We start from the raw sequence: 23,386 nt of genomic DNA on the forward strand, positions 1-23,386 counted from the left end.
AACATTAGGTAAGCTAAGTAAAGCGTCAAGAACACGTCTAGGGGTGCGCCGGGAAGTCTGGTCGGCATGTGAGCCGTCCTGCCTACCCACCGGAGGTCCCGCCATGACCGCGCCCCGCACCCCCGCCCGCAAGGTCCTCGGACGTCTGTCCCTGCCCGAGCGGGCCTTCGTGGCGGACGCGCTGCGCACCGAGACCGTCGGCGGCATCCTACTCCTCCTCGCCACCGTAGCGGCGCTGATCTGGGCGAACGTCCCCGCCCTCCGCCCCAGCCACGAGTCCCTCAGCGACTTCCACCTGGGCCCCGGCACGCTCGGCCTGAACCTCTCGGTCGCCCACTGGGCCGCCGACGGCCTGCTCGCGGTGTTCTTCTTCGTCGCCGGCATCGAGCTGAAGCGCGAGCTGGTCGCCGGAGACCTGCGCGATCCCAGGGCGGCCGTACTGCCCGTGGTCGCCGCGCTGTGCGGCATGGCCGTACCGGCACTCGTCTACGCCCTCACCAACCTCACCGGCCACGGTTCGGCACAAGGCTGGGCGGTGCCCACCGCCACCGACATCGCCTTCGCGCTCGCCGTCCTCGCGGTCATCGGCACCTCCCTGCCCAGCTCGCTGCGCGCCTTCCTGCTCACCCTCGCGGTCGTCGACGACCTCTTCGCGATCCTGATCATCGCGATCTTCTTCACCGACCGGCTGAACTTCGCCGCGCTCGGCGGCGCCGTCGCCGCACTGGTCGTCTTCTGGCTGCTGCTGCGCAAGGGCGTGCGCGGCTGGTACGTGTACGTGCCGCTGGCCCTGGTGATCTGGGCGCTGATGTACAACAGCGGCGTGCACGCCACCATCGCCGGCGTGGCGATGGGCCTGATGCTGCGCTGCACCACCCGGGAGGGTGAGCAGCACTCGCCGGGCGAGCACATCGAGCACCTGGTGCGGCCCCTGTCCGCCGGGCTCGCCGTGCCGTTGTTCGCGCTGTTCAGCGCCGGGGTGAAGATCTCCGGCGGCGCGCTCGGGGACGTGTTCACCAGGCCGGAGACGCTCGGGGTGGTGCTGGGGCTCGTCGTCGGAAAGACGCTCGGCATATTCGGCGGCACCTGGCTCACCGCCCGCTTCACCCGCGCCTCCCTCAGCGAGGACCTCGCCTGGGCCGACGTCTTCGCGGTGGCCTCCCTCGCCGGTATCGGCTTCACCGTCTCCCTGCTCATCGGCGAACTCGCCTTCGCCGGCGACGCCGTCCTCACCGGCGAGGTCAAGGCGGCCGTCCTCATCGGATCGCTGATGGCCGCGGTGTGCGCGACGGTGCTGCTGAAGATACGTAACGCCAAGTACCGCAGGCTGTGCGAGGAGGAGGACCGCGACGACGACCTCGACGGCATCCCGGACATCTACGAGCAGGACGACCCGGCCTATCACCTGCGCATGGCCGAGATCCACGAGCGCAAGGCCGCCGAACACCGGCGGATCGCCGCCGAGCGGGCGGTCGCGACGCGCCACGGGCTTACGGAAGTAGCGGGCGGGGCAGGCGAGGACGGCGACCGTCCGGCATGATCTGACGAGACGGTACAAAACAAGACGGCCACACGAGCGGGCCGACCGGTCGCCCAGGGCGGCACGGCGCGCCCGCGGCACGAGAGACCTCTGAGGGAGAACGCGATGAGCGCACCCGACGGCAGCCCGGTCGGCGCCGAACGCAGCATCGGCCAGCTGTTCGCCTCGGCGACGACCGAAATGTCGGCGCTGGTGCACGACGAGATCGCCCTGGCCAAGGCCCAGCTGAAGCAGGACGTGAAGCGCGGCGCGGTCAGCGGCGGCGCCTTCACCATGGCAGCGGTGGTGCTGGTCTTCTCCCTGCCGATGCTCAACTTCGCCCTCGCCTACGGCATCCGGACCTGGAGCAACTGGAACCTGGCGATCTGCTTCGTGCTGTCCTTCGCGGCCAACGTGCTCGTCGCCGTTCTGCTCGGGCTGATCGGCCTGGCCTTCGCGAAGAAGGCCAGGAAGAGCCAGGGCCCGCAGAAGGTGGCCGCGTCGGTGAAGGAGACGGCGGGCGTCCTGCAGAACGCCAGGCCGCACCCGCGCGCGGAGCTGCCCGAGGACCGGGCCCCCGCCGCCATCGAAGCTGTGGCACGCTCGCAGTCATGACCGACCCCGCCCCTACGGCCGTACGGATCGACCTTCCCCACGGGGAAAAGGTGACGCACAGGGACGTCGCCGCCAACGGCGCGCGTTTCCACATCGCCGAACTCGGCGACGGCCCCCTGGTGCTGCTGCTGCACGGCTTCCCGCAGTTCTGGTGGACCTGGCGACACCAGTTGGTCGCGCTCGCGGACGCGGGCTACCGCGCGGTGGCGATGGACCTGCGGGGCGTCGGCGGCAGCGACCGCACGCCCCGCGGATACGACCCCGCCAACCTCGCGCTCGACGTCACCGGCGTGATCCGCTCGCTCGGCGAGCCGGACGCGGCGCTGGTCGGGCACGACCTGGGCGGCTATCTGGCGTGGACGGCGGCGGCCATGCGGCCCAAGCTCGTCCGGCGTCTCGCGGTGGTGTCGATGCCCCATCCGCGGCGCTGGCGCGCGGCGATGCTGCGGGACGCCCGGCAGACGGCCGCCAGCTCCTACATCTGGGGCTTCCAGCGGCCGTGGCTGCCAGAGCGTCAACTCACTGCGGACGGCGGGGCGTTGGTGGGCCGGCTGATCCGGGACTGGTCCGGGCCACGGCTGCCGGACGACGAGGCGGTTCAGACGTACCAGCGGGCCATGTGCATCCCGTCGACCGCGCACTGCGCCATCGAGCCGTACCGCTGGCTGGTGCGCTCGCTGGCCCGCCCGGACGGCATTCAGTTCAACCGCCGGATGAAGCGGCCGGTGCGGGTGCCGACGCTGCATCTGCACGGCTCGCTGGACCCGGTGACGCGCACACGCAGCGCCGCCGGTTCGGGCGAGTACGTCGAAGCGCCGTACCGCTGGCGGCTGTTCGACGGTCTCGGCCACTTCCCGCACGAGGAGGACCCGACGGCGTTCTCCACGGAACTGGTCAACTGGCTGAAGGATCCTGAGCCGGACCGGTGACCGTACGGTCAGGTTCGGATGCGTGGAGTATCCGGATCGTGAACACTTGTCCTTCGAACGGCCACATGCCTGCCGCATAGGCCAATTGGGCGGCGCTCAGGCGGTTATCGACCTTCGGGCAGGGGCACACGTCGGGGTATGGGCTGGACGCACGACTACAGTGACGCACCCCGCAACCGCCGCTCGGCCACCGGTCCGGGCACGTCTCAGCGAGGCAACCCGCAGCTCGCGGAAGGGGACCTCCGCGTGGGGATCCCGCGCATCCTGCGCCGGCGGGCCCGCTGGGTCTCGGTACGGCTGCGTCACCCGCGCGGCTGACCCCCTCCGGGCAGGCTCACACCCCCGCGGGTCACACCGTGCGGGGCCACACCTCCCGAAGGATCACGTCACCCGAGGTCACAGGGCGCAGCTGTCCGTACCCACCTCATCGGTCGCCGTACGTCCCTGCTGGATGTCGGGCTGGATCTCGTCCGCCGTGAGGGCGTAGCCGGTCTCGGCGTCGTCCAGGGACTTGGCGAACACCACGCCGTAGACCCGGCCGTCGGGGGTGAGCAGCGGGCCGCCCGAGTTGCCCTGACGGACGGTCGTGTACAGCGAGTAGACGTCGCGGCGGACGGTGCCGCGGTGGTAGATGTCCGGGCCGTTCGCCGTGATGCGCCCGCGCACCCGCGCGGCACGGACGTCGTACGAGCCGTTCTCCGGGAAGCCCGCGACGATCGCGCCGTCACCGCCGGCCGCGTCCCGGGGGGAGAACCTGAGGACGTGCGCCTTCAGATCGGGTACGTCGAGTACGGCGATGTCGCGCTTCCAGTCGTACAGGACGACCTTGGCTTCGTACGTGCGGCCCTCGCCGCCGATCTGCACGGTGGGCGACTCGACGCCGCCGACGACGTGCGCGTTGGTCATGACGCGGCGGTCGGCGAAGACGAAGCCGGTGCCCTCCAGGACCTTGCCGCAGCTCTGCGCGGTGCCGGTCACCTTGACGATGGACCGCTGGGCGCGCAGGGTCACCGGGCTGTTCGCGAGCGCCGGGTCGGGCGGCTGGACGTCCTTGATCGGCTCGTTGGCGAACGGGCTGAAGACCTGCGGGAAGCCGTTCTGCGCGAGGACGGAGGAGAAGTCCGCGAACCAGGTGTCGGCCTGCGCCGGCAGCGCGCGGGAGACGCCGAGGAGCACCTTGGAGCCGCGGACCTCCTTGCCGAGCGTCGGCAGGGTCGTGCCGGCGAGGGCAGACCCGATCAGCCACGCCACCAGCAGCATCGCGACGACGTTGACCAGGGCGCCGCCGGTGGCGTCCAGGGCGCGGGCCGGGGACCAGGTGATGTAGCGGCGCAGTTTGTTGCCCAGGTGGGTGGTCAGGGCCTGGCCGACGGAGGCGCAGACGATGACGACGACCACGGCGACCACGGCGGCGGTGGTGCCGACGTCCGCGTTGTCGGTCACGGCGTCCCAGATCACGGGCAGCGCGTACACGGCGACGAGGCCGCCGCCCAGGAATCCGATCACCGACAGGATGCCGACGACGAAGCCCTGGCGGTAGCCGACGACCGCGAACCACACGGCCGCGACCAGCAACAGGATGTCCAGCACGTTCACTGCTTGAGGCCTCGCCTACTCACTCCAGTCCCCACAGCTCGGACAGGGGTCCGGCCCGCCACGCAGTGGCAAGAGGACACGGCGTCCCCCGGGAAACACAGCACGGTGGACACCCTGTCATGACCGCCAGTCGAGTGGGACCTGCTTCTCCCTGTCCCAGGGGCGTTCCCAGCCCGCGAAGTGCAGCAGGCGGTCGATCACTCCGGCCGTGAATCCCCACACCAGGGCCGATTCGACCAGGAATGCCGGGCCTCGGTGTCCGCTGGGGTGGACGGTGGTGACGCGGTGGGCGGGGTCCGTGAGATCCGCCACGGGGACCGTGAACACCCGCGCCGTCTCGTTCGGGTCGACGACGCCGACCGGGCTGGGCGCGCGCCACCAGCCGAGCACGGGCGTGACGACGAAACCGCTGACCGGGATGTACAGCGCGGGCAGCACGCCGAAGAGCTGGACGCCGGACGGATCGAGGCCGGTCTCCTCCTCGGCCTCGCGCAACGCCGCTCTGAGCGGTCCGTCGGCGTGCGGATCGCCGTCCTCGGGGTCGAGCGCGCCGCCCGGGAAGGACGGCTGCCCGGCATGCGAGCGCAGCGAGCCCGCGCGCTCCATCAGCAGCAGCTCCGGGCCGTGCTCGCCCTCGCCGAACAGGATCAGCACGGCGGACTGCCGGCCCGAGCCGTTCTCCGGCGGCAGGAAGCGGCTCAGCTGGAGCGGCTCGATCGTCTCGGCGGCCCGCACCACGGGCGCCAGCCACTTGGGCAGCCCCTCCTTGCTGAGCGTCACCGCGCCGCCCCGCGTCTCACTGGCCCTCGCCATGGCCGCCCCCCTCGCTCTGTCCGTCCAACGCCCGAGGGCCCCGAGAACGTTCCGTCACGCGGCCCCCAGCGGCGGGGCCGGCTTGCCGCCCGCGTCGAGATAGGCCTGCGGGGGCTTGAGCCGCTGGCCGGGGAAGCCGCCCTTCTCGTACTTCAGGAGCTTCTTCGCCTTCTCGGGGTCGGTCTCGCCCTCGCCGTAGGCCGGGCAGAGCGGGGCGATCGGGCAGGCGCCGCAGGCGGGCTTGCGGGCGTGGCAGATCCGGCGGCCGTGCCAGATCACGTGGTGGGACAGATCGGTCCACTCGCTCTTCGGGAACAGCGCGCCGACGGCGGCCTCGATCTTGTCGGGGTCGGTCTCGGCGGTCCACTGCCAGCGCCGGACCAGCCGCTGGAAGTGGGTGTCCACGGTGATCCCGGGCCGCCCGAAGGCGTTGCCGAGCACGACGAAGGCGGTCTTGCGGCCCACGCCTGGCAGCTTGACCAGGTCCTCCAGCCGGCCGGGCACCTCGCCGCCGAAGTCCTCGGTCAGGGCCTTGGAGAGCCCTGTCACGGACTTGGTCTTGGCACGGAAGAACCCGCAGGGGCGCAGGATCTCCTCGACCTCCTCCGGGTTGGCGGCGGCCAGGTCCTCGGGGGTCGGGTACCTGGCGAAGAGCGCCGGGGTCGTCTGGTTGACCCGCAGGTCGGTGGTCTGGGCCGACAGCACGGTGGCGACCAGCAGCTGGAAGGGGTTCTCGAAGTCCAGCTCCGGGTGGGCGTACGGATACACCTCGGCGAGCTCGCGGTTGATGCGGCGGGCGCGGCGGACCAGGGCGGTACGGGACTCCTGCGCCGGAGGCTTCACGGCGGTCTTGGCTGCGGCCTTGGCGAACTTCGCGGCGGTCTTGGCGGCCTTCGCGGCGGCCTTCGCGGGCGCCGCCTTCTTCGTGACCTTCTTCGACGGCACCGTCTTCCTCGCAGTGGCCTTCTTGGACTGGGCGACCCTTTTTACCGTTTTTCCGGTTTTCTCACTGCCGCCGGAGCTCTGTTCGCCCACAGCGGAATCGCGACGTACAACCACCCGCTAAGCCCCCTTGGCCTGTGCTCTCACCGGCGATTTGGACACCCGGCCAGCCTAAAGCCCGGCACCGACATCCGCCTCGGACCCCGAGGATCGGCCCCCGATTGGACCCCTGACGCTTACCTCGGGACACCTGTGCGGCATCCTTGTGACAGATCACACTGTTTGGACCGTCCGGCAAGATGGGGAGCACGGTCCCCTGGTACCACGGGGGAGCAAGATCCCCTGAGCAGGTCGACAAGGAGAGAACTCGTGGACGACGTTCTGCGGCGCAACCCGCTCTTCGCGGCTCTCGACGACGAGCAGTCCGCGGAGCTTCGCGCCTCCATGAGTGAGGTGACTCTCGCACGTGGCGACTCCCTGTTCCACGAGGGCGACCCGGGCGACCGGCTCTACGTCGTCACCGAGGGCAAGGTAAAGCTCCACCGCACCTCACCCGACGGCCGCGAGAACATGCTGGCCGTGGTCGGCCCCGGCGAGCTGATCGGCGAGCTGTCGCTGTTCGACCCGGGCCCGCGCACGGCGACCGCCACCGCGCTGACCGAGGTCAAGCTGCTGGGCCTCGGCCACGGCGACCTCCAGCCCTGGCTGAACGCCCGCCCCGAGGTGGCCACCGCGCTGCTGCGCGCCGTCGCCCGCCGGCTGCGCAAGACCAACGACGCCATGTCCGACCTGGTCTTCTCCGATGTCCCCGGCCGCGTGGCGCGCGCCCTGCTGGACCTCTCGCGCCGCTTCGGCGTGCAGTCCGAGGAGGGCATCCACGTCGTCCACGACCTCACGCAGGAGGAGCTGGCCCAGCTGGTCGGCGCCTCGCGCGAGACCGTGAACAAGGCGCTGGCGGACTTCGCCCAGCGCGGGTGGCTCCGCCTGGAGGCGCGGGCCGTGATCCTGCTGGACGTGGAGCGGCTGGCCAAGCGCTCCCGCTGAGGTCCACTGAGGTCGCTGGGGGCTGCTGCCCCCAGCCCCTCGTTTCCGGCCTGAAACAGCCTTGCCCCTCGCATCTCCCCCAGGTGAACGGCGTCAAGGCACCGCGCCCTCAGGGCTCTCCCGGACATCGAGCGGACAACGGACAACTGCCCCCGCACCGGACAACCCCTTCCGAAGCCGGGCCGAACACGCATCCGCCACCGGGCAACTTTCCCGCCCCCTGCCTCATCTTGCTCTCCAGCAGCAGCGATGTGACCGGAAGGCGGCAGACGTGACCCGACCACCCTCTCCCCACGTCCGGCGCAGCGCGGCCGTGGCCGCCGCCCTCGGGCTCGTCGCCCTCGCCGGACCGCAGGCGGCCCACGCGGCGCCGGCCGGCCCGGTCACCGGCCCCGCGGCCCTGCACTGGTCCACCTGCCCCGCGGGCTCCGAGGCACCGCGCGGCACCTACTGCGCCACCCTCAAGGTGCCCCTCGACCACGCCAAGCCGAACGGCCGGCAGATCAAGCTCACCCTCTCGATGGCCGGCGATCCGCACGCCCCGCGCACCCTCGTGGTCAACCCCGGCGGGCCGGGCCAGTCCGGCATCGGCACGGCCAAGCTGGTGTGGAGTTCGCTGCCCGAGGACGTCCGCGCGGTGTACAACGTGGTCGGTTTCGACCCGCGCGGTGTCGGTGCGAGCACCCCGGTCTCCTGCGGGGACCGCGGAAAGCTGATCAAGCATCCGGTGGCGCCGTACGCGCCCGCGACCGCGGCCGAGGAACAGGCGCGCGGCACGGTCGCCCGCAAGGTCGCCGAGCAGTGCTCCACGCACGCGGGGGACCTGCTGCCGTACATCACCACCGAGAACGCGGCCCGCGACATGGACCGGATCCGTACCGCGTTCCACCGCGACAAGCTGGACTACCTCGGCTACTCGTACGGGACGCGGCTCGGTGCGACGTACGCGACGCTGTTCCCCGCGCACACCGGCCGCATGATTCTGGACAGCGTCGTCGATCCGACGGTCAGCACCTACGGCTCGCAGTTCGAGCAGGATCCGGCGCTCCAGCACCGGGCCGGCCAGTTCTTCGCCTGGGCGGCCAAGAAGGACGCGACCTACCACCTGGGCACCAGCCAGGCGAAGGTGTCGGCGGCGTGGGACGCCGTCCGTACGAAGCTGGCCGCCCACCCCGCGGGGGGCCGCGCGGGCAGCGCCGAGCTGGACGATCTGCTGGCCTCCGCCATGTACACCGATCTGTCCTGGGGCGATGCCGCCCAGGCCGTCTCGGACTACCGGGGCGGGAACGCGAGCGCGCTGCTCGGCGCGACCGACCAGCTGTCCCACGGAGGCGTGGACGCCGCTCAGCTCGCCTACAACTGCGTGGACGACGCCTGGCCCCGCGACTGGGCGGCCTGGCACCGGGACACGACGGCGGCCGCCCCCAAGGCGCCGCTGTTCGCCTGGCTGAACACCTGGTACAGCGCGCCCTGCGCGTACTGGCAGGCACCGACGGCCAAGCCCGTGAAGATCGGCTCGGTGAAGGTGCCGCCCATCCTGCTGCTCCAGGCCAAGGACGACCCGGCGACCCCGGTCGTCGGCGCGCAGCGCATGCGGAAGGCGCTGTCCGGTTCCCGCCTCGTCGTCGCGGGCGGCGGCAACCACGGCCAGTACCTGTTCGACGGCAACACCTGCATGGACGCCGCCGGCAACCGCTATCTGCTCACGGGCAGGCTTCCGGCCGAGAACGCCACCTGCCCGGCAGCACCGGCGCCGTAGCCCCGGGGCCGCTTCGCTGTGATGCGAGTCACAGCAGCGAACTGTCACGGTTTCCCGCGCCGACGTGTCTCAGTGCCGTCCGAAGAGAGGAGCCGAGCCGGATCATGGCCGAGGACGCCTTCACCGAGCACCGTCCGCTGCTGTTCACCATCGCCTACGAGATGCTGGGCAGCGCCGCCGACGCCGAGGACGTACTGCAGGAGAGCTACCTGCGCTGGCGGGAGGTCGATCCGGCCACGGTCGGGCACACGCGCGCGTACCTGGTGCGGACCGTGACCCGGCAGGCGCTCAACCACCTGCGCGCAGCCAAGTCCCGGCGGGAGGAGTACGTCGGCTCCTGGCTGCCCGAGCCGATCCGCACCGCGCCCGAGGTCGGCGACGACGTCGTCCTGGCCGAGTCGGTGTCGATGGCCATGATGCTGGTCCTGGAGACGCTGAACCCGACCGAGCGGGCGGTGTTCGTCCTGCACGACGTGTTCGGCTACACCCACGGTGAGATCGCCGCCGCGATCGGCAAGGCCGAGGCCACCGTCCGGCAGATCGCGCACCGCGCGCGTGGCCACGTCCACGCGCGCCGGCGCCGCTTCGAGCCCGGCTCCGCCGCCACCGGGGAGATCGTCGAGCGGTTCCTGCGGTCGGCGGCGGACGGCGACGTGCAGGCCCTGATGGACCTGCTCGCGCCCGATGTCGTGGTGATCTCCGACGGCGGCGGGAAGGTCAGTGCCGCCCGCCGCCCGATCGTGGGGCGCGACGACGTCGCCCGGTTCGTCCTCGGCGTGTACCGCACCAGCGCGACGACGGCCCGGATCGAACCCGCCCGCTACAACGGCATGCCCGCGGCCCGGTTCCTCACCGGCGGCGCGCTGGACTGGCTGGTGGCGTTCGAGATCCGCGACGGGCGGATCACCGGCCTCTACGGCATGCGCAACCCGGACAAGCTGGATCGCGCCGACGTGGTGCGACCGCTCGACAGAGGAGCATCCGACAGCGGAGCACTCGGCTGAGGAGGCCGACAGGCATGGAGACCATGACCGTGGAACGCGTCATCGCCGCCCCGATCGACGACGTGTTCGCCTGGCTCACGACGACCACCCACTACACCGCCTCACCCCTGGTGCTGCGCTGCCGGCTGGCCCGGCACGGCCAGGGCGCGCCCTACGGCGTCGGCGCGATCCGCGACCACCTCTGGCTGATCGGCTGGTTCCGGGAGCGCATCAGCGTGTACGAACCGCCGTACGCCACGGAGTACGTCGTGGAGCGCAGCGTGCCGCCGGCCCGGCACGAACTGGGCCGTATGACGTTCACCGAGACGGACGGCGGCACCCTGGTCCGCTGGACGACCCGCGCGGGGATTCCGCTCCCGCTGATCGGCGGCCCGCTCACCCGGTTCCTGGCCCGCCCGGTCATCACCCGCACCTTCGCCAACATCCTGGAGGCGGCCGACAAGGCGCTGACCGGTCGAGCTGCGAAGGCTCCGTCGGCCCGGTGAGGGACCTGGTCACATCGGCTGGATCAGCCCGTGCTCGCTCAGATAGTCCAGCTGGGCCCGTACGGATAGTTCCGCCGCCGGCCACAGGGAGCGGTCCACGTCGGCGTAGACGTGCGCGACGACCTCGGGCGGGGTGCGGTAGCCGTCCTCGACCGCCGTCTCCACCTGGGCGAGCCGGTGGGCGCGGTGGGCGAGGTAGAACTCGACGGCGCCCTGGGCGTCCTCCAGGACCGGCCCGTGCCCCGGCAGGACCGTGTGCACGCCGTCGTCGACCGTCAGCGAGCGCAGCCGGCGCAGCGAGTCCAGATAGTCGCCCAGGCGGCCGTCGGGGTGCGCCACGACCGTCGTACCGCGCCCGAGGATGGTGTCACCGGTCAGCACGGCCCGGTCGGCCGGCAGATGGAAGGACAGCGAGTCCGCGGTGTGCCCGGGGGTCGGTACCACCCTCAGCTCCAGGCCGCCGACGGTGATCACGTCCCCGGCGGCCAGGCCCTCCTCACCGAGCCGCAGCGCCGGATCGAGGGCACGCACGCGTGTGCCGGTCAGTTCCGCGAAGCGGGCGGCGCCCTCGGCGTGGTCGGGGTGGCCGTGGGTGAGCAGGGTCAGGGCTATCCGCTTGCCGGCCTTCTCGGCCATGTCCACAACAGCGGTCAGATGGCCGTCGTCCAGCGGACCCGGGTCGATCACCACGGCGAGGTCGGAGTCGGGCTCGGCGACGATCCAGGTGTTGGTGCCGTCCAGGGTCATCGCGGAGGCGTTGGGCGCGAGGACGTTGACGGCGCGTTCGGTGGCGGGGCCGGACAGCACCTGGCCGCGGGGCTGGCCCGGCAGGGCACTTGCGTCGGTCATGCGGGGCCTCCGCCCTTCGTCTCGGCCGTCGGGATGTGCTTGGTGAACTCGTCGTGTCCCGGCCAGGACAGGACGATCTCGCCGTTCACCAGGCGGGCACCGGCCATCACGGGGGTCATGTCGCGCGCGGGAGCGGCCGCCAGCGCCCCGGCCGCGGAGTCGTACGGCGCCAGCTGGCGCAGGGTCGCGATGGTGGGCGGCATCATCAGCAGATCGCCCTTGTCGTAGCCGGCGGCGGCCTCCGCGGGGCGGATCCACACCGCGCGGTCGGCCTCCGTGGAGGCGTTCCGGGTGCGCTGGCCCTGCGGCAGGGCGGCCACGAAGAACCAGGTGTCGTAGCGGCGGGCCTCGAACTCCGGGGTGATCCAGCGGGTCCAGGCGCCCAGCAGGTCCGAGCGCAGCACCAGGCCGCGCAGGTCGAGGAACTCGGCGAAGGACAGCTCGCGCTCGACCAGCGCGGCCCGGTCCGCCTCCCAGTCCTCCCCGGTGGTGTCCCCGACGACCGAGTCCGCGTCGGGCCCGGCAAGCAGCACGCCCGCCTCCTCGTACGTCTCCCGTACGGCCGCGCAGACGATGGCCTGGGCGCCCGGCTCGTCGACGCCGAGCCGCTCGGCCCACCACGCGCGCGTGGGGCCCGCCCAGCGCACCAGACGGTCGTCGTCGCGCGGGTCGACACCGCCCCCCGGATACGCGTACGCGCCTCCGGCGAAGGCCATGGAGGCGCGTCTGCGCAGCATGTGGACGACCGGGCCGGACTCGGTGTCCTTCAGGAGCAGGACCGTGGCCGCGCGTCTCGGGGACACCGGGGTGAGGGTGCCGTCCGCGAGCGCGCGGATGCGGTCCGGCCATTCCGGGGGATACCACTGACCGTTCGCCATGGCCGGAGGCTATCCCGTGCAGGGCGAATGTTCGAGAGGTGCCCGAGGTCAGCGGGTTCGGCCGGGTACGGCCGGGTACGGCCGGGTACGTCGGCAGATCCCGCCGGATTACGGCGACGGATCGGGCCCGGTCGTGTCGGCTCGCGCCCGGTCGTGTCGGCAGAGCCCGCCCGATGACGTCGGCGGGCTCCGCACGGTTACGGGGCGAGCTCGACCTGGATCTCGACCTCGACCGGCGCGTCCAGCGGCAGCACCGCGACGCCGACCGCGCTGCGGGCGTGCACGCCCTTGTCACCGAGGACCTCGCCCAGCAGTTCGCTGGCGCCGTTGACGACACCGGGCTGCCCGGTGAAGTCGGACGCGGAGGCGACGAAGCCGACGACCTTCACCACGCGCGCGATACGGTCCAGATCACCGGCGACGGACTTCACGGCGGCCAGCGCGTTCAGCGCGCAGGTGCGGGCCAGGTCCTTGGCCTCCTCCGGCGTGACCTCGGCGCCCACCTTGCCGGTGACCGGCAGCTTGCCCTCGACCATCGGCAGCTGGCCGGCGGTGTAGACGTACACACCGGACTGGACGGCCGGCTGGTACGCGGCCAGCGGCGGTACGACCTCTGGCAGGGTCAGGCCCAGTTCGGCCAGCTTGGCCTCGACCGCGCTCATGCCTGCTTCTCCCGCTTCAGGTAGGCCACGAGCTGCTCGGGGTTGTTGGGCCCGGGCACGACCTGGACGAGCTCCCAGCCGTCCTCGCCCCAGGTGTCCAGAATCTGCTTCGTGGCATGGACGAGCAGCGGAACGGTTGCGTATTCCCACTTGGTCATGGGGCCGACTGTAGCCGCTGTGACCGGTGGGGAAGGCGGCCGACCGCGGCCGGCGGTGTTCCCGGGGCGGGCGGCCCGAGTGTGACGACCGTTATCCACAGCCCCGGGCGTGACCGTCGGCCGGACTGGTTAGTCTCGAAGGCGTGAGCAGGCTCCAGGTCGTCAGCGGCAAGGGCGGGACCGGAAAGACGACGGTCGCCGCCGCACTGGCGCTGGCCCTCGCCACCGCGGGGAAGCGGACGCTTCTCGTGGAGGTCGAGGGCCGGCAGGGCATCGCCCAGCTCTTCGAGACGGAGGCGTTGCCGTATGAGGAGCGGAAGATCGCGGTCGCTCCCGGGGGCGGCGAGGTGTACGCCCTGGCCATAGACCCCGAACTGGCCCTTCTGGACTACCTCCAGATGTTCTACAAGCTGGGCGGCGCGGGCCGCGCCCTGAAGAAGCTCGGCGCGATCGACTTCGCCACCACCGTCGCGCCCGGCATCCGGGACGTCCTGCTGACCGGCAAGGCGTGCGAGGCCGTGCGCCGCAAGGACAAGAAGGGGCGGTTCGCGTACGACTACGTCGTCATGGACGCCCCGCCGACCGGCCGCATCACCCGCTTTCTGAACGTCAACGACGAGGTGGCGGGCCTCGCGAAGATCGGCCCCATACACAATCAGGCGCAGGCGGTGATGCGGGTGCTGAAGTCGCCGGAGACGGCGGTGCACCTGGTGACGCTGCTGGAGGAGATGCCCGTCCAGGAGACCGCCGACGGCATCGCCGAACTCCACGCCGCACGGCTTCCGGTGGGCCGGGTCATCGTGAACATGGTCCGGCCGGAGGTGTTGGACGCGGCCGACCTGGAACTCGTACGGAGCGTGGAGCGTTCATCGGTTGCACAGGCGTTGTCGTCGGCCGGGCTGGGCGGAGCCCGGCGCGGCGGGAACGCGGAGAAGCTGGTGGACCCGCTCCTGCGGCAGGCGGCGGAGTACGCCGAGCGGTACGCCCTGGAGCAGGAGCAGCGCGCGGTCCTCGGCGAGCTGGGCCTGCCGCTGGGCGAACTGCCGCTGCTCGCCGAGGGCATGGACCTGGCGGGCCTGTACGAACTCGCCACCGAGCTGCGGAAACAGGGGGTGTCATGAGTCCGGACCCGGCCGAGGCGCAGGAGACAGCCGAGGGGCACGAGTCCGCCGAAGGGCGGGAGGCCGCTGAAGGGGCTGACGGGTCCGGGTCCGCCGAAGGGCGCGAGCAGGGCCGGCCTCTGTCCCCCGCGCGCGTGCTGGACGTCGACCCGCTGCTGGACGACCCGAAGACCCGGATCGTGGTGTGCTGCGGCTCGGGCGGGGTCGGCAAGACGACGACCGCGGCGGCCCTCGGTCTCAGAGCGGCCGAGCGGGGCCGCAAGGTGGTCGTCCTCACCATCGACCCGGCCAGGCGGCTGGCCCAGTCGATGGGCATCGACTCCCTCGACAACGTCCCGCGCCGGGTGAAGGGCACCGAGGGCGAGGGCGAGCTGCACGCCATGATGCTCGACATGAAGCGCACGTTCGACGAGGTCGTGGAGGCGCACGCGGACTCCGAGCGGGCGGCCGCGATCCTGGCGAACCCCTTCTACCAGTCACTCTCGGCGGGCTTCGCGGGCACGCAGGAGTACATGGCCATGGAGAAGCTGGGCCAGCTGCGCGCGAAGGACGAGTGGGACCTGATCGTGGTCGACACCCCGCCGTCCCGCTCCGCGCTGGACTTCCTGGACGCGCCCAAGCGGCTGGGCTCCTTCCTCGACGGTCGCCTCATCCGCCTGCTGACCGCCCCCGCCAAGCTCGGCGGACGCGCGGGCATGGCCTTCCTCAACGTCGGCATGTCGATGATGACGGGCACACTGGGCAAACTGCTGGGCGGCCAGCTGCTGAAGGACGTCCAGACCTTCGTGGCCGCGATGGACACCACCTTCGGCGGATTCCGTACGCGCGCGGACGCCACGTACAAGCTGCTCCAGGCGCCCGGTACGGCGTTCCTGGTGGTCGCGGCCCCGGAGCGGGACGCACTGCGCGAGGCGGCGTACTTCGTGGAGCGGCTGGCCGCGGAGAAGATGCCGCTGGTGGGCCTGGTGCTGAACCGGGTTCATGGCAGCGACGCGGGCCGGCTCTCGGCCGAGCGGGCGCTCGCGGCCGCCGAAAATCTTGCGGACCCCCGCATTGTGGATCAGGGGGGCGGGAAAGCTGGACTTCGTAACTCTCCCGACTCATACGGCAGTTCGCGATCTCCCGCATCCGAGACCGCAACCGACGCCACTGCTTCCGAGGAAGGCTCCCCCGCCGACACGGAGCGCCCTGTCGACCGGCTCACCGCGGGACTGCTGCGACTGCACGCCGATCGCATGCAGTTGCTCTCGCGCGAGCAGCGCACGCGTGACCGTTTCACCGCCCGTCACCCCGAGGTGGCGGTGGTCGAAGTGCCCGCACTGCCCGGCGATGTCCATGACCTCACGGGCCTGCGCGACATCGGCGCCCGGCTGGCAGCGGGCACGGCGGAACGGACGGAGCCGGCGTAGGGGACAAAGAGCCGGCGCAGCCGTGAGCGCGCGTGGGTGGCGGTCGCACCCAGGTAACTGACCGTCCCCAGGTAACTGACCGTCGTGCGCGCGTGGGTGGCACACGCGCATACAGCGCAGAGGTCACATGCATGTGGGACGGCACATGTGACATATGCGGAAGGCTAGGTGGTCCCGCGGACACGTACGCCCTGCACCAGCGCACGATGTGCACGATGTCCCCATGGATGGGCCCGCAAGGCCGATCACGGCTTCCCCAGGTGTAGGCCGGACCGGCGCTTCCCGCACGCCCTCGCCTCCCGCACGCCTTTGCTCCCCGGCTCCCCAGGCGTGCGTGTACCCACTCGGCAGCGAAAATGCCCTCAGCTCACCGCCGCGTAGTGCTCGTACACCTCGTCGCTGTCGAGGGGCACGATGCCTGTGCCGCGCTCGTACTCCGAGCGGGCTGTCTCCAACAGCCTGCGCCAAGAGGTCACGGTGGGCCGCCGACGCAGCAGTGCGCGGCGCTCCCGCTCCGTCATGCCTCCCCACACGCCGAATTCGACGCGATTGTCCAGCGCATCGGCCAGGCATTCCGTGCGTACCGGACATCCGGTGCACACCGCCTTGGCCCTGTTCTGCGCTGCTCCTTGAACGAACAGTTCATCCGGATCGGTAGTGCGGCAGGCAGCCTGCGCACTCCAGTCGGTTACCCAGCCCATACCGGCGCCGTCCTCTCCCGAATCGAGGCTCCCCCACGGCGGCAGCGGCATATTCACCGCCGCCAGTTGAGGACGTTACGGAAGGTGGGCACAGCGCAACACCCCCTTCGGGCCCAATCTTGAATGGCCCGAACGGACTATGGGTAAGCGGCAGATCACCCGCGGGAGTGAGCTGACGACATACACGACCATCCCGGCAAACCGGGACGGCTGTGACGCGCCACAACGGGCGCCGGGTGACACAGGAGGCGGATTCGGACACCTCCACCCCACGAACGGTCACGTCCTCGCGTAAAAAAACGAGGTACGACCGAAACGACTCGGGGTCGCCGGACGTATTGATACGTGATCGCACCGCTGTGACAGTTGAGAGCAGCTTAGGCCAAGGCCTGCGCGCGTGTCCGGGAAATGGAAACGTAGGCAGGTCAGGTCGCGCTGCCGTCACGATCCGGCGCCAGGCCGTCCCGAGGAGGGCCGCTCCCTCGGAACGCTCAGGAGTACGGATTAGGCTGCCCCCATGCCAAAGAAGCGCTCGGGTGGTGGTCTGTCGCCAACGCAGCAGGCCGCCAAGTTCCTCGGTGTCAGTGTGCTCGCCGGAGCCGTGATGGCGGGCATCGCGCTGCCCGCGGCCGGCGCGCTGGGCCTCGTGGCCAAGGGCTCGGTCCAGAGCTTCGACGAGATCCCGGCCAACCTGAAGAGTCCCCAGCTCAGTCAGCGCACGACGATCCTGGACAACCAGGGCCAGCAGATCGCGAGCGTCTACTCCCGCGACCGTACGGTGGTGGACCTCAAGGACATCTCGCCGTACATGCAGAAGGCGATCGTCGCGATCGAGGACGCGCGCTTCTACCAGCACGGCGCGATCGACCTCAAGGGCGTGCTGCGTGCCCTGAACACGAACGCGCAGCAGGGCGGCGTCGCACAGGGCGCCTCCACCCTCACGCAGCAGTTGGTGAAGAACTACTTCATCGAGGAGGCCGGCGACGACCCGACGAAGGTCGCCCAGGCCACCCAGCAGACCCTCGGGCGCAAGGTCAAGGAGCTGAAGTACGCGATCCAGATCGAGGAGAAGCTCGGCAAGAAGAAGATCCTCGAGAACTACCTGAACATCACGTTCTTCGGCGAGCAGGCCTACGGCGTCGAGGCCGCCTCCCAGCGGTACTTCTCCAAGCACGCCAAGGACCTGGACCTGGAGCAGTCGGCGCTGCTGGCCGGCATCGTGCAGTCCCCGAGCCGCTACGACCCGGTCAACGACGAGGCGGAGGCCACCAGGCGGCGCAACATCGTGCTGCAGCGGATGGCGGAGGTCGGCGACATCTCCCAGAAGCAGGCCGATGAGGCCAAGAAGGCGCCGCTCGGACTGAACCCGAGCCAGCCGAAGAACGGCTGCATCACCGCGGTCAAGGGCGCCGGCTTCTTCTGCGACTACGTCCGTGACGTCGTCCTGAACGACCCGGTCTTCGGCAAGACCCGGGAGGTCCGCGCGAAGCTGTGGAACCAGGGCGGTCTGACGATCCGTACGACGCTCGACCCGCAGTCACAGCAATCCGTGCAGGCCTCGATAAAGGACCACGTCTACCAGTCCGACCCGGTGGCGACGGCCGCGACCATCGTCGAGCCCGGCACCGGCAGGATCCTCGCCATGGGCCAGTCCCGCCCGTACGGCTTCGGCAAGAACGAGACGCAGATCAACCTCTCCGCCAACTCGGACATGGGCGGCGGCGCGGGCTACCAGGGCGGTTCGACGTTCAAGCCGATCGTCGCGGCGGCCGCGGTCGAGGGCGGCAAGGCCCCGACCCAGAAGTACCCGTCGCCGTACCAGATGACGTACCCGAGCCCGGTGCAGGCGTGTGACGGCAAGGTCTGGCGCAACGACCCGCAGAACCCCGCCAAGCTGGCGAACGAGAACAAGTCGGAGCACGGCCCGTACGGCATGAAGGATGCGACCGCCAAGTCGGTCAACACCTACTACGTGCAGCTGATCAGCGACATCGGGATCTGCCCCGTCACCCAGATGGCGAAGAAGATGGGGGTGCAGCGGGCGGACGGCCGTGCGATGGACCAGGCTCCCTCCATCGCGCTCGGCACCCAGGAGGTGTCGCCGCTGACGATGGCGAACGCGTACGCCACCTTCGCCTCGCGCGGCATGTACTGCACCCCGGTCGCCATCGAGTCGATCACCCAGCAGGTCGGCAGCGAGCAGAAGTCGCTGGACGTGCCGAAGTCGACCTGCCGGCGCGCGATGTCCCAGAAGACCGCGGACACCATCAGCACGCTCCTCAAGGGCGTGGTCGAGGACGGTACGGGCCAGGAGGCCGGCCTCGGCGACCGCCCGAGCGCGGGCAAGACGGGTACGACGGACGAGCGGTACGCCGCCTGGTTCGTCGGCTACACCCCGAACATGGCGGGCGCGGTCTGGGTCGGCGACCCGCAGCACAGGCGCCAGATGACCAACATCACCATCGGCGGCATCCCGCACGAGAAGGTGTTCGGTGGTGAGGTGCCCGGCCCGATCTGGCGCGACATGATGACCGGCGCGCTGGCGGGCAAGCCCGCGCAGGACTTCCACCTGATCGACATCCCCGACGACAACAAGAAGGGCGACGGCCGGGGAAAAGGCCACGGGGGGCGGGACAACGGCAAGAACGGGGGCAGCACGGGCGGGATCGGCGGACTGATCGGCGGTCTGACGAGCGGGGGAACGGACGGCACCACGGGTGACACGACCGGCGGCGCCTTCCCGACACCGACCTTCTCCCTCCCGGGCGGCTTCATCCAGGGGCAGGGGAACGGCGGAATCAACGGAAACGGGAACGGGGGTCTGCGGGGTTAGCCGAGGAGCCCCGCGCTCTGATTCTGCGTTCTGCGACGTGAGTACGGCGGTGGGGCCGCACCCTGAAACAGAGGGGTGCGGCCCCGCCGCCGCGTATCCGTAGAGCCGCAAGTTCCGTACTACGGCGCATTCCGTACAGCCGTATCCGTATATGTACGGGCGTCATATGTACGGGCGTCATATGTACGGGCGTCCCAGCCCTGAGCCAGGGCCGGGCTCGGGATCAGCCCTGGAGCAGCTTCTTCACCACGGCGGCGACGCGGCCGCCCTCGGCCTGGCCGGCCACCTTCGGGTTCACGATCTTCATGACGGCGCCCATGGCACGCGGCCCCTCGGCGCCGGCCGCCTTCGCCTCTTCCACGGCCTGGGCGACGATCGCGGTCAGCTCGTCGTCGGACAGCTGCTTGGGCAGGTACTCGGCGAGCACCTCGCCCTCCGCCTTCTCCCGCTCGGCCGACTCGGCCCGACCACCCTGCGCGAAGGCCTCAGCGGCCTCCCGGCGCTTCTTCGCCTCGCGGGTGATCACCTTGAGGACCTCGTCGTCGGAGAGCTCCCGCTTCTCCTTGCCCGCGACCTCCTCCTTGGTGATCGCGGCGAGCGTCAGCCGCAGCGTCGAGGAGCGGAGCTCGTCGCGCTCCTTGATCGCGGCGTTGAGGTGGTCCTGCAGCTTCGACTTGAGCGTGGTGGTCATGGGGTCGATTGTCGCAGGTGCACCCTGGCGAACGCCCGCCGATTTGGCCGTCGTCTCAGGCGCACGGCCCCGAACACCCGCTGATTCAGGGGAGGCCGGGCAGTTCGGGGGAGGCCCGGCGTTTCGGGGGAGGCCGGCCGGTCCCGTCGTCCCCTCGGGGTCTGACACGATGGACATATGCGCGCGCGATACGGAGTACCCCTGGGAATCATGGCGGCCGGCGCCGCCGGACTGGCGTACGCGGCGGGTTTCGAGGCCCGCTCCTTCCGCCTCCGACGAGTGACGGTCCCGGTCCTCCCGCCGGGCATGCGCCCGCTGCGCATGCTCCAGGTCTCCGACATCCACATGGTGAGCGGCCAGCGCAAGAAGCAGCGCTGGCTGCAGTCGCTGGCGGGCCTGCGCCCCGACTTCGTGATCAACACCGGCGACAACCTGTCCGACCCCGAGGGCGTCCCCGAGGTCCTGGACGCGCTGGGCCCGCTGATGGAGTTCCCGGGCGCGTACGTCTTCGGCTCGAACGACTACTACGGTCCCAAACTCCGCAACCCCGCCCGCTACTTGCTGGAGAAGACGAGCGGCCGCCACGGCCTGAACGGCAACCCGCCGGCCGTGGGCGCGATCCACAACCCGTGGGAGGACCTGCGCGACGGCTTCGACACGGCGGGCTGGCTGAACCTGACGAACACCCGGGGTGTCCTGAAGGTCGAGGGCGTCTCGATCGGGCTGACCGGCCTCGACGACCCCCACATCAAGCGGGACCGCTACGCCCGGGTGGCGGGCGGCCCCTCGGGAACGTACGATTTCTCCCTCGGCGTGGTCCACGCCCCGTACCTGCGCGCCCTGGACGCCTTCACGGCGGACGGCTACCCCCTGGTCCTGGCCGGCCACACCCACGGCGGCCAGCTGTGCATCCCCTTCTACGGCGCCCTCGTCACCAACTGCGACCTGGACACCGACCGCGTGAAGGGCCTCTCCACGCACACGGCGGAGGGCAACACCTCCTACCTCCACGTCTCGGCGGGCTGCGGCACGAACCGCTACACCCCGGTCCGCTTCGCGTGCCCACCAGAGGCCACACTGCTGACGTTGGTGGAGCGGTAGGAGCGGTAGGAGCAGTAGGAGCGGTGGGACTCGGGTGTACCCGGGTACACCCGGATGTACCCCACTCGGGCTACTCCACATGGCCGCACCCCTCCCCCGCTCCTAGCGTGAGGGCATGACCGCCCCGATACCCAGGGACATCCCGGAACTGCCCGCGGTCCCGGGCCCGCCCCTGCTGCTGCCCGCCCCGGTCCCGGCCACGGCGGTGGTGGGACCGTTGCGCCGCCCCGCGGTCGCGGTCTTCCGCCTCCTGACCGCCGTGGTGGCGGCAGCCGGCGTAGCCCTGGAGCTCCGGCTGGGCGCCCCGGCACGCACCCTGAGCTACTTCAGCGTCCAGGCGAACATCCTGCTCGCCGTCGTCATGGTCCTGTCGGCGTCGAGGGCGCGACGGGCCCGCCGCCCGCTGCCATCGGCGGTGACAGGCGCCACACTCCTCTACGTCCTCATCGCGGCGCTGGTCTACCGCCTGCTCCTGGCCCACACGACGCCGCCGTTCTCGATGACGGGCGCGGCGACGGCGCCGGTGCGCTGGCACGGCCAGTGGGCGGCCCTGCAGATCCTGCACACGATCACGCCGGTGGCGGCCGTGCTGGACTGGCTGCTGCTCACGCCCGCGGCCCGCCTGCACCTGCGCCAGGCGGCCGCCTGGCTCCTCTACCCCCTGGCCTACCTGGCCTTCTCCCTGGGCAGAGCGGCCTTCCTCGCCCCCTCGAACCCGGCCCGCTACCTCTACCCCTTCCTGGACGCGGCCGCCCACGGCTACCGCAGCACCCTGGCCAACGCCCTCCTCCTGGGCCTCGCGATCTACGCCCTGGCCGTCCTCCTGGTGGCCCTCGACCACACCCGCCCCACCCCGGGCCGCCGCCGCGTCTAAACCGGATTTCGTCTACAGCCACCGGTGGGCTAAAGTAAACGTCGTCGCCGCGAGAAGCAGCGACATCGGGGTGTAGCGCAGCTTGGCAGCGCGCTTCGTTCGGGACGAAGAGGTCGTGGGTTCAAATCCCGCCACCCCGACGCTGTAGTACCAGGTCAGGGGCCTGATCCGCTTAGCGGGTCGGGCCCCTGAGTGGTTCCTGGGGTCGTTTTGGGAGTCATTCGGGAGCCGAGTTCGGATCTGGCTCCCGGATACCGCTCCACAAGATCAGGCGCTGGCGGGCACGCGCTGCCCGGCAGAACGGCTTATCGCCTTCGTCAGGCTCAGCGAGCTGTGGCACGACGCAGTGGCGACCCCCGCCAGCCCAGCGCCCATGACCCGCCACAGTTCCGTAAGGAGGAGAGGAGCCACTCCGCGGCCCACGGCAGGATCGTGTACGAAAGGGTGGCGATGAGGATGGACGGAGGCCGGCTGTCGCGCTCCTCCGCGAACATGATCACGCAGTGCCATATGACGACCTACACAACGCGCTGAAGCGGACTGCGGACCGGCCTGGTGGGGACGTCCGCGACGTTGACGTGCCGCCTCTCCAGGATCTGGCGGGACAGTTCCGGGCCGCCGCCGGAACCAGTCCACGTAGCCGATCGGGTTACTGCGCTGCCACTTCCGGGGTACGACCGACGACGCACGGATGGCGGGTCGTGGGCGACGTGAGCGGCGTCCGCTAGGGGGTAGTGCCACGTCGAACCAGCCCCCCCCCCGGCCGCTCGGAACAGCCAGCGAGGCTCCCGAGCTACCTCACCTCTCCTGAGAGCACCACCGCCCGGTACGCCCTGGATATGTGGCTGCTGACGCGCTCCCTCGCACACTCTCAGAATTTCACCGAGACGACCGGTGTCATCAGCGGCCACACCCTAGTGGCGGCCGGAGTAGCCCTGTTCAGGTTGGCCACGCCCGCACCGCCGCTAGCCACGAGCGGTTAGCCAGGATCAGCCCCTCCAGTGAGTCAGATCCTGACTTTCCCTTCTCAACTTCCTTATTAACTCAGTAAGCTACTGAGTTATGGACTTCACAATTATCAAGCACGCGGTCGAAGTCGACCACGGCATCAAGCGCTTGTCCATGCACTTCATCAAGAAGCATGCTGCGCCGGAACGGGCGCGGCTCAGCTCGGAGTTGTGCACACAGATCAGCGAAGAGTTCGAGAGGATCGGGCTCTCCACCCTGCCGCGAACGCTGCCGACATCCGAGAACGAGTTCGTTTGGGTCATTCAACGCGACAGCGTCCTCGGCGAAGTTGCCGACGTCGCCGCCGCCCTCGCACATCTGGACAAGCTCGGGATGAGCCCCCTCCCCCAGGTGTTCGACAACTACCCGCGAGCCAAGAGCAACCTGAGCTGAAG

General features: G+C 70.6%; 23 protein-coding genes and 1 tRNA gene. 15 read left to right on the forward strand and 9 right to left on the reverse strand.

Features of this window, described 5'->3' with window-relative positions:
- Positions 1 to 103: 103 nt before the first annotated feature.
- The 4 genes from nhaA to AB5L52_RS20020 all read left to right on the forward strand — a co-directional run bounded on the left by nhaA (position 104) and on the right by AB5L52_RS20020 (position 3,381).
- Complete coding sequence (nhaA, locus tag AB5L52_RS20005; protein WP_351026100.1) at positions 104 to 1,540, forward strand: Na+/H+ antiporter NhaA; 1,437 nt, start codon at positions 104 to 106, stop codon at positions 1,538 to 1,540.
- 105 nt (positions 1,541 to 1,645) lie between these two features.
- Positions 1,646 to 2,134 (forward strand): phage holin family protein, encoded by a 489-nt coding sequence (locus AB5L52_RS20010; protein ID WP_351026098.1) that lies wholly within the window; start codon positions 1,646 to 1,648, stop codon positions 2,132 to 2,134.
- Positions 2,131 to 3,063, forward strand: a complete 933-nt coding sequence (locus AB5L52_RS20015) for an alpha/beta fold hydrolase (RefSeq protein WP_369365369.1) — start codon at positions 2,131 to 2,133, stop codon at positions 3,061 to 3,063. The genes AB5L52_RS20010 and AB5L52_RS20015 overlap by 4 nt, the downstream gene beginning before the upstream one ends.
- Before the next feature lie 138 nt (positions 3,064 to 3,201).
- Positions 3,202 to 3,381: a hypothetical protein gene (locus tag AB5L52_RS20020; protein ID WP_351026095.1), complete on the forward strand. Its 180-nt coding sequence runs from the start codon at positions 3,202 to 3,204 to the stop codon at positions 3,379 to 3,381.
- Positions 3,382 to 3,459: 78 nt separating this feature from the next.
- On the opposite strand, the gene AB5L52_RS20025 is transcribed toward AB5L52_RS20020, so the two are convergent.
- From AB5L52_RS20025 to nth, 3 genes are all read right to left on the reverse strand, one after another.
- Positions 3,460 to 4,659, reverse strand: coding sequence for a MarP family serine protease (locus AB5L52_RS20025; RefSeq protein ID WP_351026093.1), 1,200 nt, complete (start codon positions 4,657 to 4,659; stop codon positions 3,460 to 3,462).
- Positions 4,660 to 4,776: 117 nt separating this feature from the next.
- A complete protein-coding gene (locus tag AB5L52_RS20030) occupies positions 4,777 to 5,472 on the reverse strand; it encodes a CoA pyrophosphatase (protein WP_351026091.1) in 696 nt (231 codons plus the stop codon).
- 54 nt (positions 5,473 to 5,526) lie between these two features.
- The gene (nth, locus tag AB5L52_RS20035) at positions 5,527 to 6,417 is read right to left on the reverse strand and encodes an endonuclease III (protein WP_351026090.1); all 891 of its coding nucleotides are present in this window, start codon (positions 6,415 to 6,417) and stop codon (positions 5,527 to 5,529) included.
- Between the two features lie 366 nt (positions 6,418 to 6,783).
- Here nth and AB5L52_RS20040 point away from each other — a divergent pair, with 366 nt between their 5' ends.
- The 4 genes from AB5L52_RS20040 to AB5L52_RS20055 all read left to right on the forward strand — a co-directional run bounded on the left by AB5L52_RS20040 (position 6,784) and on the right by AB5L52_RS20055 (position 10,706).
- Positions 6,784 to 7,458 (forward strand): Crp/Fnr family transcriptional regulator, encoded by a 675-nt coding sequence (locus tag AB5L52_RS20040; RefSeq protein WP_018547939.1) that lies wholly within the window; start codon positions 6,784 to 6,786, stop codon positions 7,456 to 7,458.
- 271 nt (positions 7,459 to 7,729) lie between these two features.
- Complete coding sequence (locus AB5L52_RS20045) at positions 7,730 to 9,217, forward strand: alpha/beta hydrolase (RefSeq protein WP_369365373.1); 1,488 nt, start codon at positions 7,730 to 7,732, stop codon at positions 9,215 to 9,217.
- Positions 9,218 to 9,321: 104 nt separating this feature from the next.
- Positions 9,322 to 10,221, forward strand: a complete 900-nt coding sequence (locus AB5L52_RS20050; RefSeq protein WP_369365375.1) for an RNA polymerase sigma-70 factor — start codon at positions 9,322 to 9,324, stop codon at positions 10,219 to 10,221.
- A 14-nt stretch (positions 10,222 to 10,235) separates the two neighbouring features.
- Complete coding sequence (locus AB5L52_RS20055; protein ID WP_369365377.1) at positions 10,236 to 10,706, forward strand: SRPBCC family protein; 471 nt, start codon at positions 10,236 to 10,238, stop codon at positions 10,704 to 10,706.
- A gap of 9 nt (positions 10,707 to 10,715) precedes the next feature.
- Here the strand turns inward: AB5L52_RS20055 and AB5L52_RS20060 are convergent, their stop codons facing one another.
- The 4 genes from AB5L52_RS20060 to AB5L52_RS20075 form a co-directional block, all read right to left on the reverse strand.
- Entirely contained in the window at positions 10,716 to 11,555 is an 840-nt protein-coding gene (locus tag AB5L52_RS20060) for an MBL fold metallo-hydrolase (RefSeq protein WP_351026082.1), read from the reverse strand.
- Positions 11,552 to 12,433, reverse strand: coding sequence for an NUDIX hydrolase (locus AB5L52_RS20065; RefSeq protein ID WP_369365379.1), 882 nt, complete (start codon positions 12,431 to 12,433; stop codon positions 11,552 to 11,554). Before AB5L52_RS20065 ends, AB5L52_RS20060 begins: the two co-directional genes overlap by 4 nt.
- A 197-nt stretch (positions 12,434 to 12,630) precedes the next feature.
- A complete protein-coding gene (locus tag AB5L52_RS20070) occupies positions 12,631 to 13,095 on the reverse strand; it encodes a RidA family protein (RefSeq protein WP_351026078.1) in 465 nt (154 codons plus the stop codon).
- A complete protein-coding gene (locus AB5L52_RS20075; protein WP_003975360.1) occupies positions 13,092 to 13,253 on the reverse strand; it encodes a DUF4177 domain-containing protein in 162 nt (53 codons plus the stop codon). The genes AB5L52_RS20070 and AB5L52_RS20075 overlap by 4 nt, the downstream gene beginning before the upstream one ends.
- Positions 13,254 to 13,396: 143 nt before the next feature.
- On the opposite strand from AB5L52_RS20075, the gene AB5L52_RS20080 reads away from it, so the two are divergent.
- Positions 13,397 to 14,374, forward strand: a complete 978-nt coding sequence (locus AB5L52_RS20080) for an ArsA-related P-loop ATPase (protein ID WP_351026077.1) — start codon at positions 13,397 to 13,399, stop codon at positions 14,372 to 14,374.
- The gene (locus AB5L52_RS20085; RefSeq protein WP_369365385.1) at positions 14,371 to 15,783 is read left to right on the forward strand and encodes an ArsA family ATPase; all 1,413 of its coding nucleotides are present in this window, start codon (positions 14,371 to 14,373) and stop codon (positions 15,781 to 15,783) included. The genes AB5L52_RS20080 and AB5L52_RS20085 overlap by 4 nt, the downstream gene beginning before the upstream one ends.
- A gap of 362 nt (positions 15,784 to 16,145) precedes the next feature.
- On the opposite strand, the gene wblA is transcribed toward AB5L52_RS20085, so the two are convergent.
- Complete coding sequence (wblA, locus tag AB5L52_RS20090; protein WP_067046754.1) at positions 16,146 to 16,484, reverse strand: transcriptional regulator WblA; 339 nt, start codon at positions 16,482 to 16,484, stop codon at positions 16,146 to 16,148.
- A 517-nt stretch (positions 16,485 to 17,001) separates the two neighbouring features.
- On the opposite strand from wblA, the gene AB5L52_RS20095 reads away from it, so the two are divergent.
- Entirely contained in the window at positions 17,002 to 19,317 is a 2,316-nt protein-coding gene (locus AB5L52_RS20095; RefSeq protein WP_369365387.1) for a transglycosylase domain-containing protein, read from the forward strand.
- A 223-nt stretch (positions 19,318 to 19,540) separates the two neighbouring features.
- On the opposite strand, the gene AB5L52_RS20100 is transcribed toward AB5L52_RS20095, so the two are convergent.
- Entirely contained in the window at positions 19,541 to 20,008 is a 468-nt protein-coding gene (locus AB5L52_RS20100) for a GatB/YqeY domain-containing protein (protein WP_351026074.1), read from the reverse strand.
- A 177-nt stretch (positions 20,009 to 20,185) separates the two neighbouring features.
- On the opposite strand from AB5L52_RS20100, the gene AB5L52_RS20105 reads away from it, so the two are divergent.
- The 4 genes from AB5L52_RS20105 to AB5L52_RS20120 all read left to right on the forward strand — a co-directional run bounded on the left by AB5L52_RS20105 (position 20,186) and on the right by AB5L52_RS20120 (position 23,384).
- Complete coding sequence (locus tag AB5L52_RS20105; protein ID WP_369365390.1) at positions 20,186 to 21,109, forward strand: metallophosphoesterase; 924 nt, start codon at positions 20,186 to 20,188, stop codon at positions 21,107 to 21,109.
- A 115-nt stretch (positions 21,110 to 21,224) separates the two neighbouring features.
- A complete protein-coding gene (locus AB5L52_RS20110) occupies positions 21,225 to 21,983 on the forward strand; it encodes a Pr6Pr family membrane protein (RefSeq protein WP_369365392.1) in 759 nt (252 codons plus the stop codon).
- Positions 21,984 to 22,049: 66 nt separating this feature from the next.
- Positions 22,050 to 22,123: transfer RNA gene (locus tag AB5L52_RS20115), tRNA-Pro, on the forward strand.
- A 922-nt stretch (positions 22,124 to 23,045) separates the two neighbouring features.
- Positions 23,046 to 23,384: a hypothetical protein gene (locus tag AB5L52_RS20120; RefSeq protein ID WP_351572457.1), complete on the forward strand. Its 339-nt coding sequence runs from the start codon at positions 23,046 to 23,048 to the stop codon at positions 23,382 to 23,384.
- Positions 23,385 to 23,386 lie beyond the last annotated feature (2 nt).

It is taken from the genome of Streptomyces sp. CG4 (assembly GCF_041080655.1).
Taxonomy (GTDB): domain Bacteria; phylum Actinomycetota; class Actinomycetes; order Streptomycetales; family Streptomycetaceae; genus Streptomyces.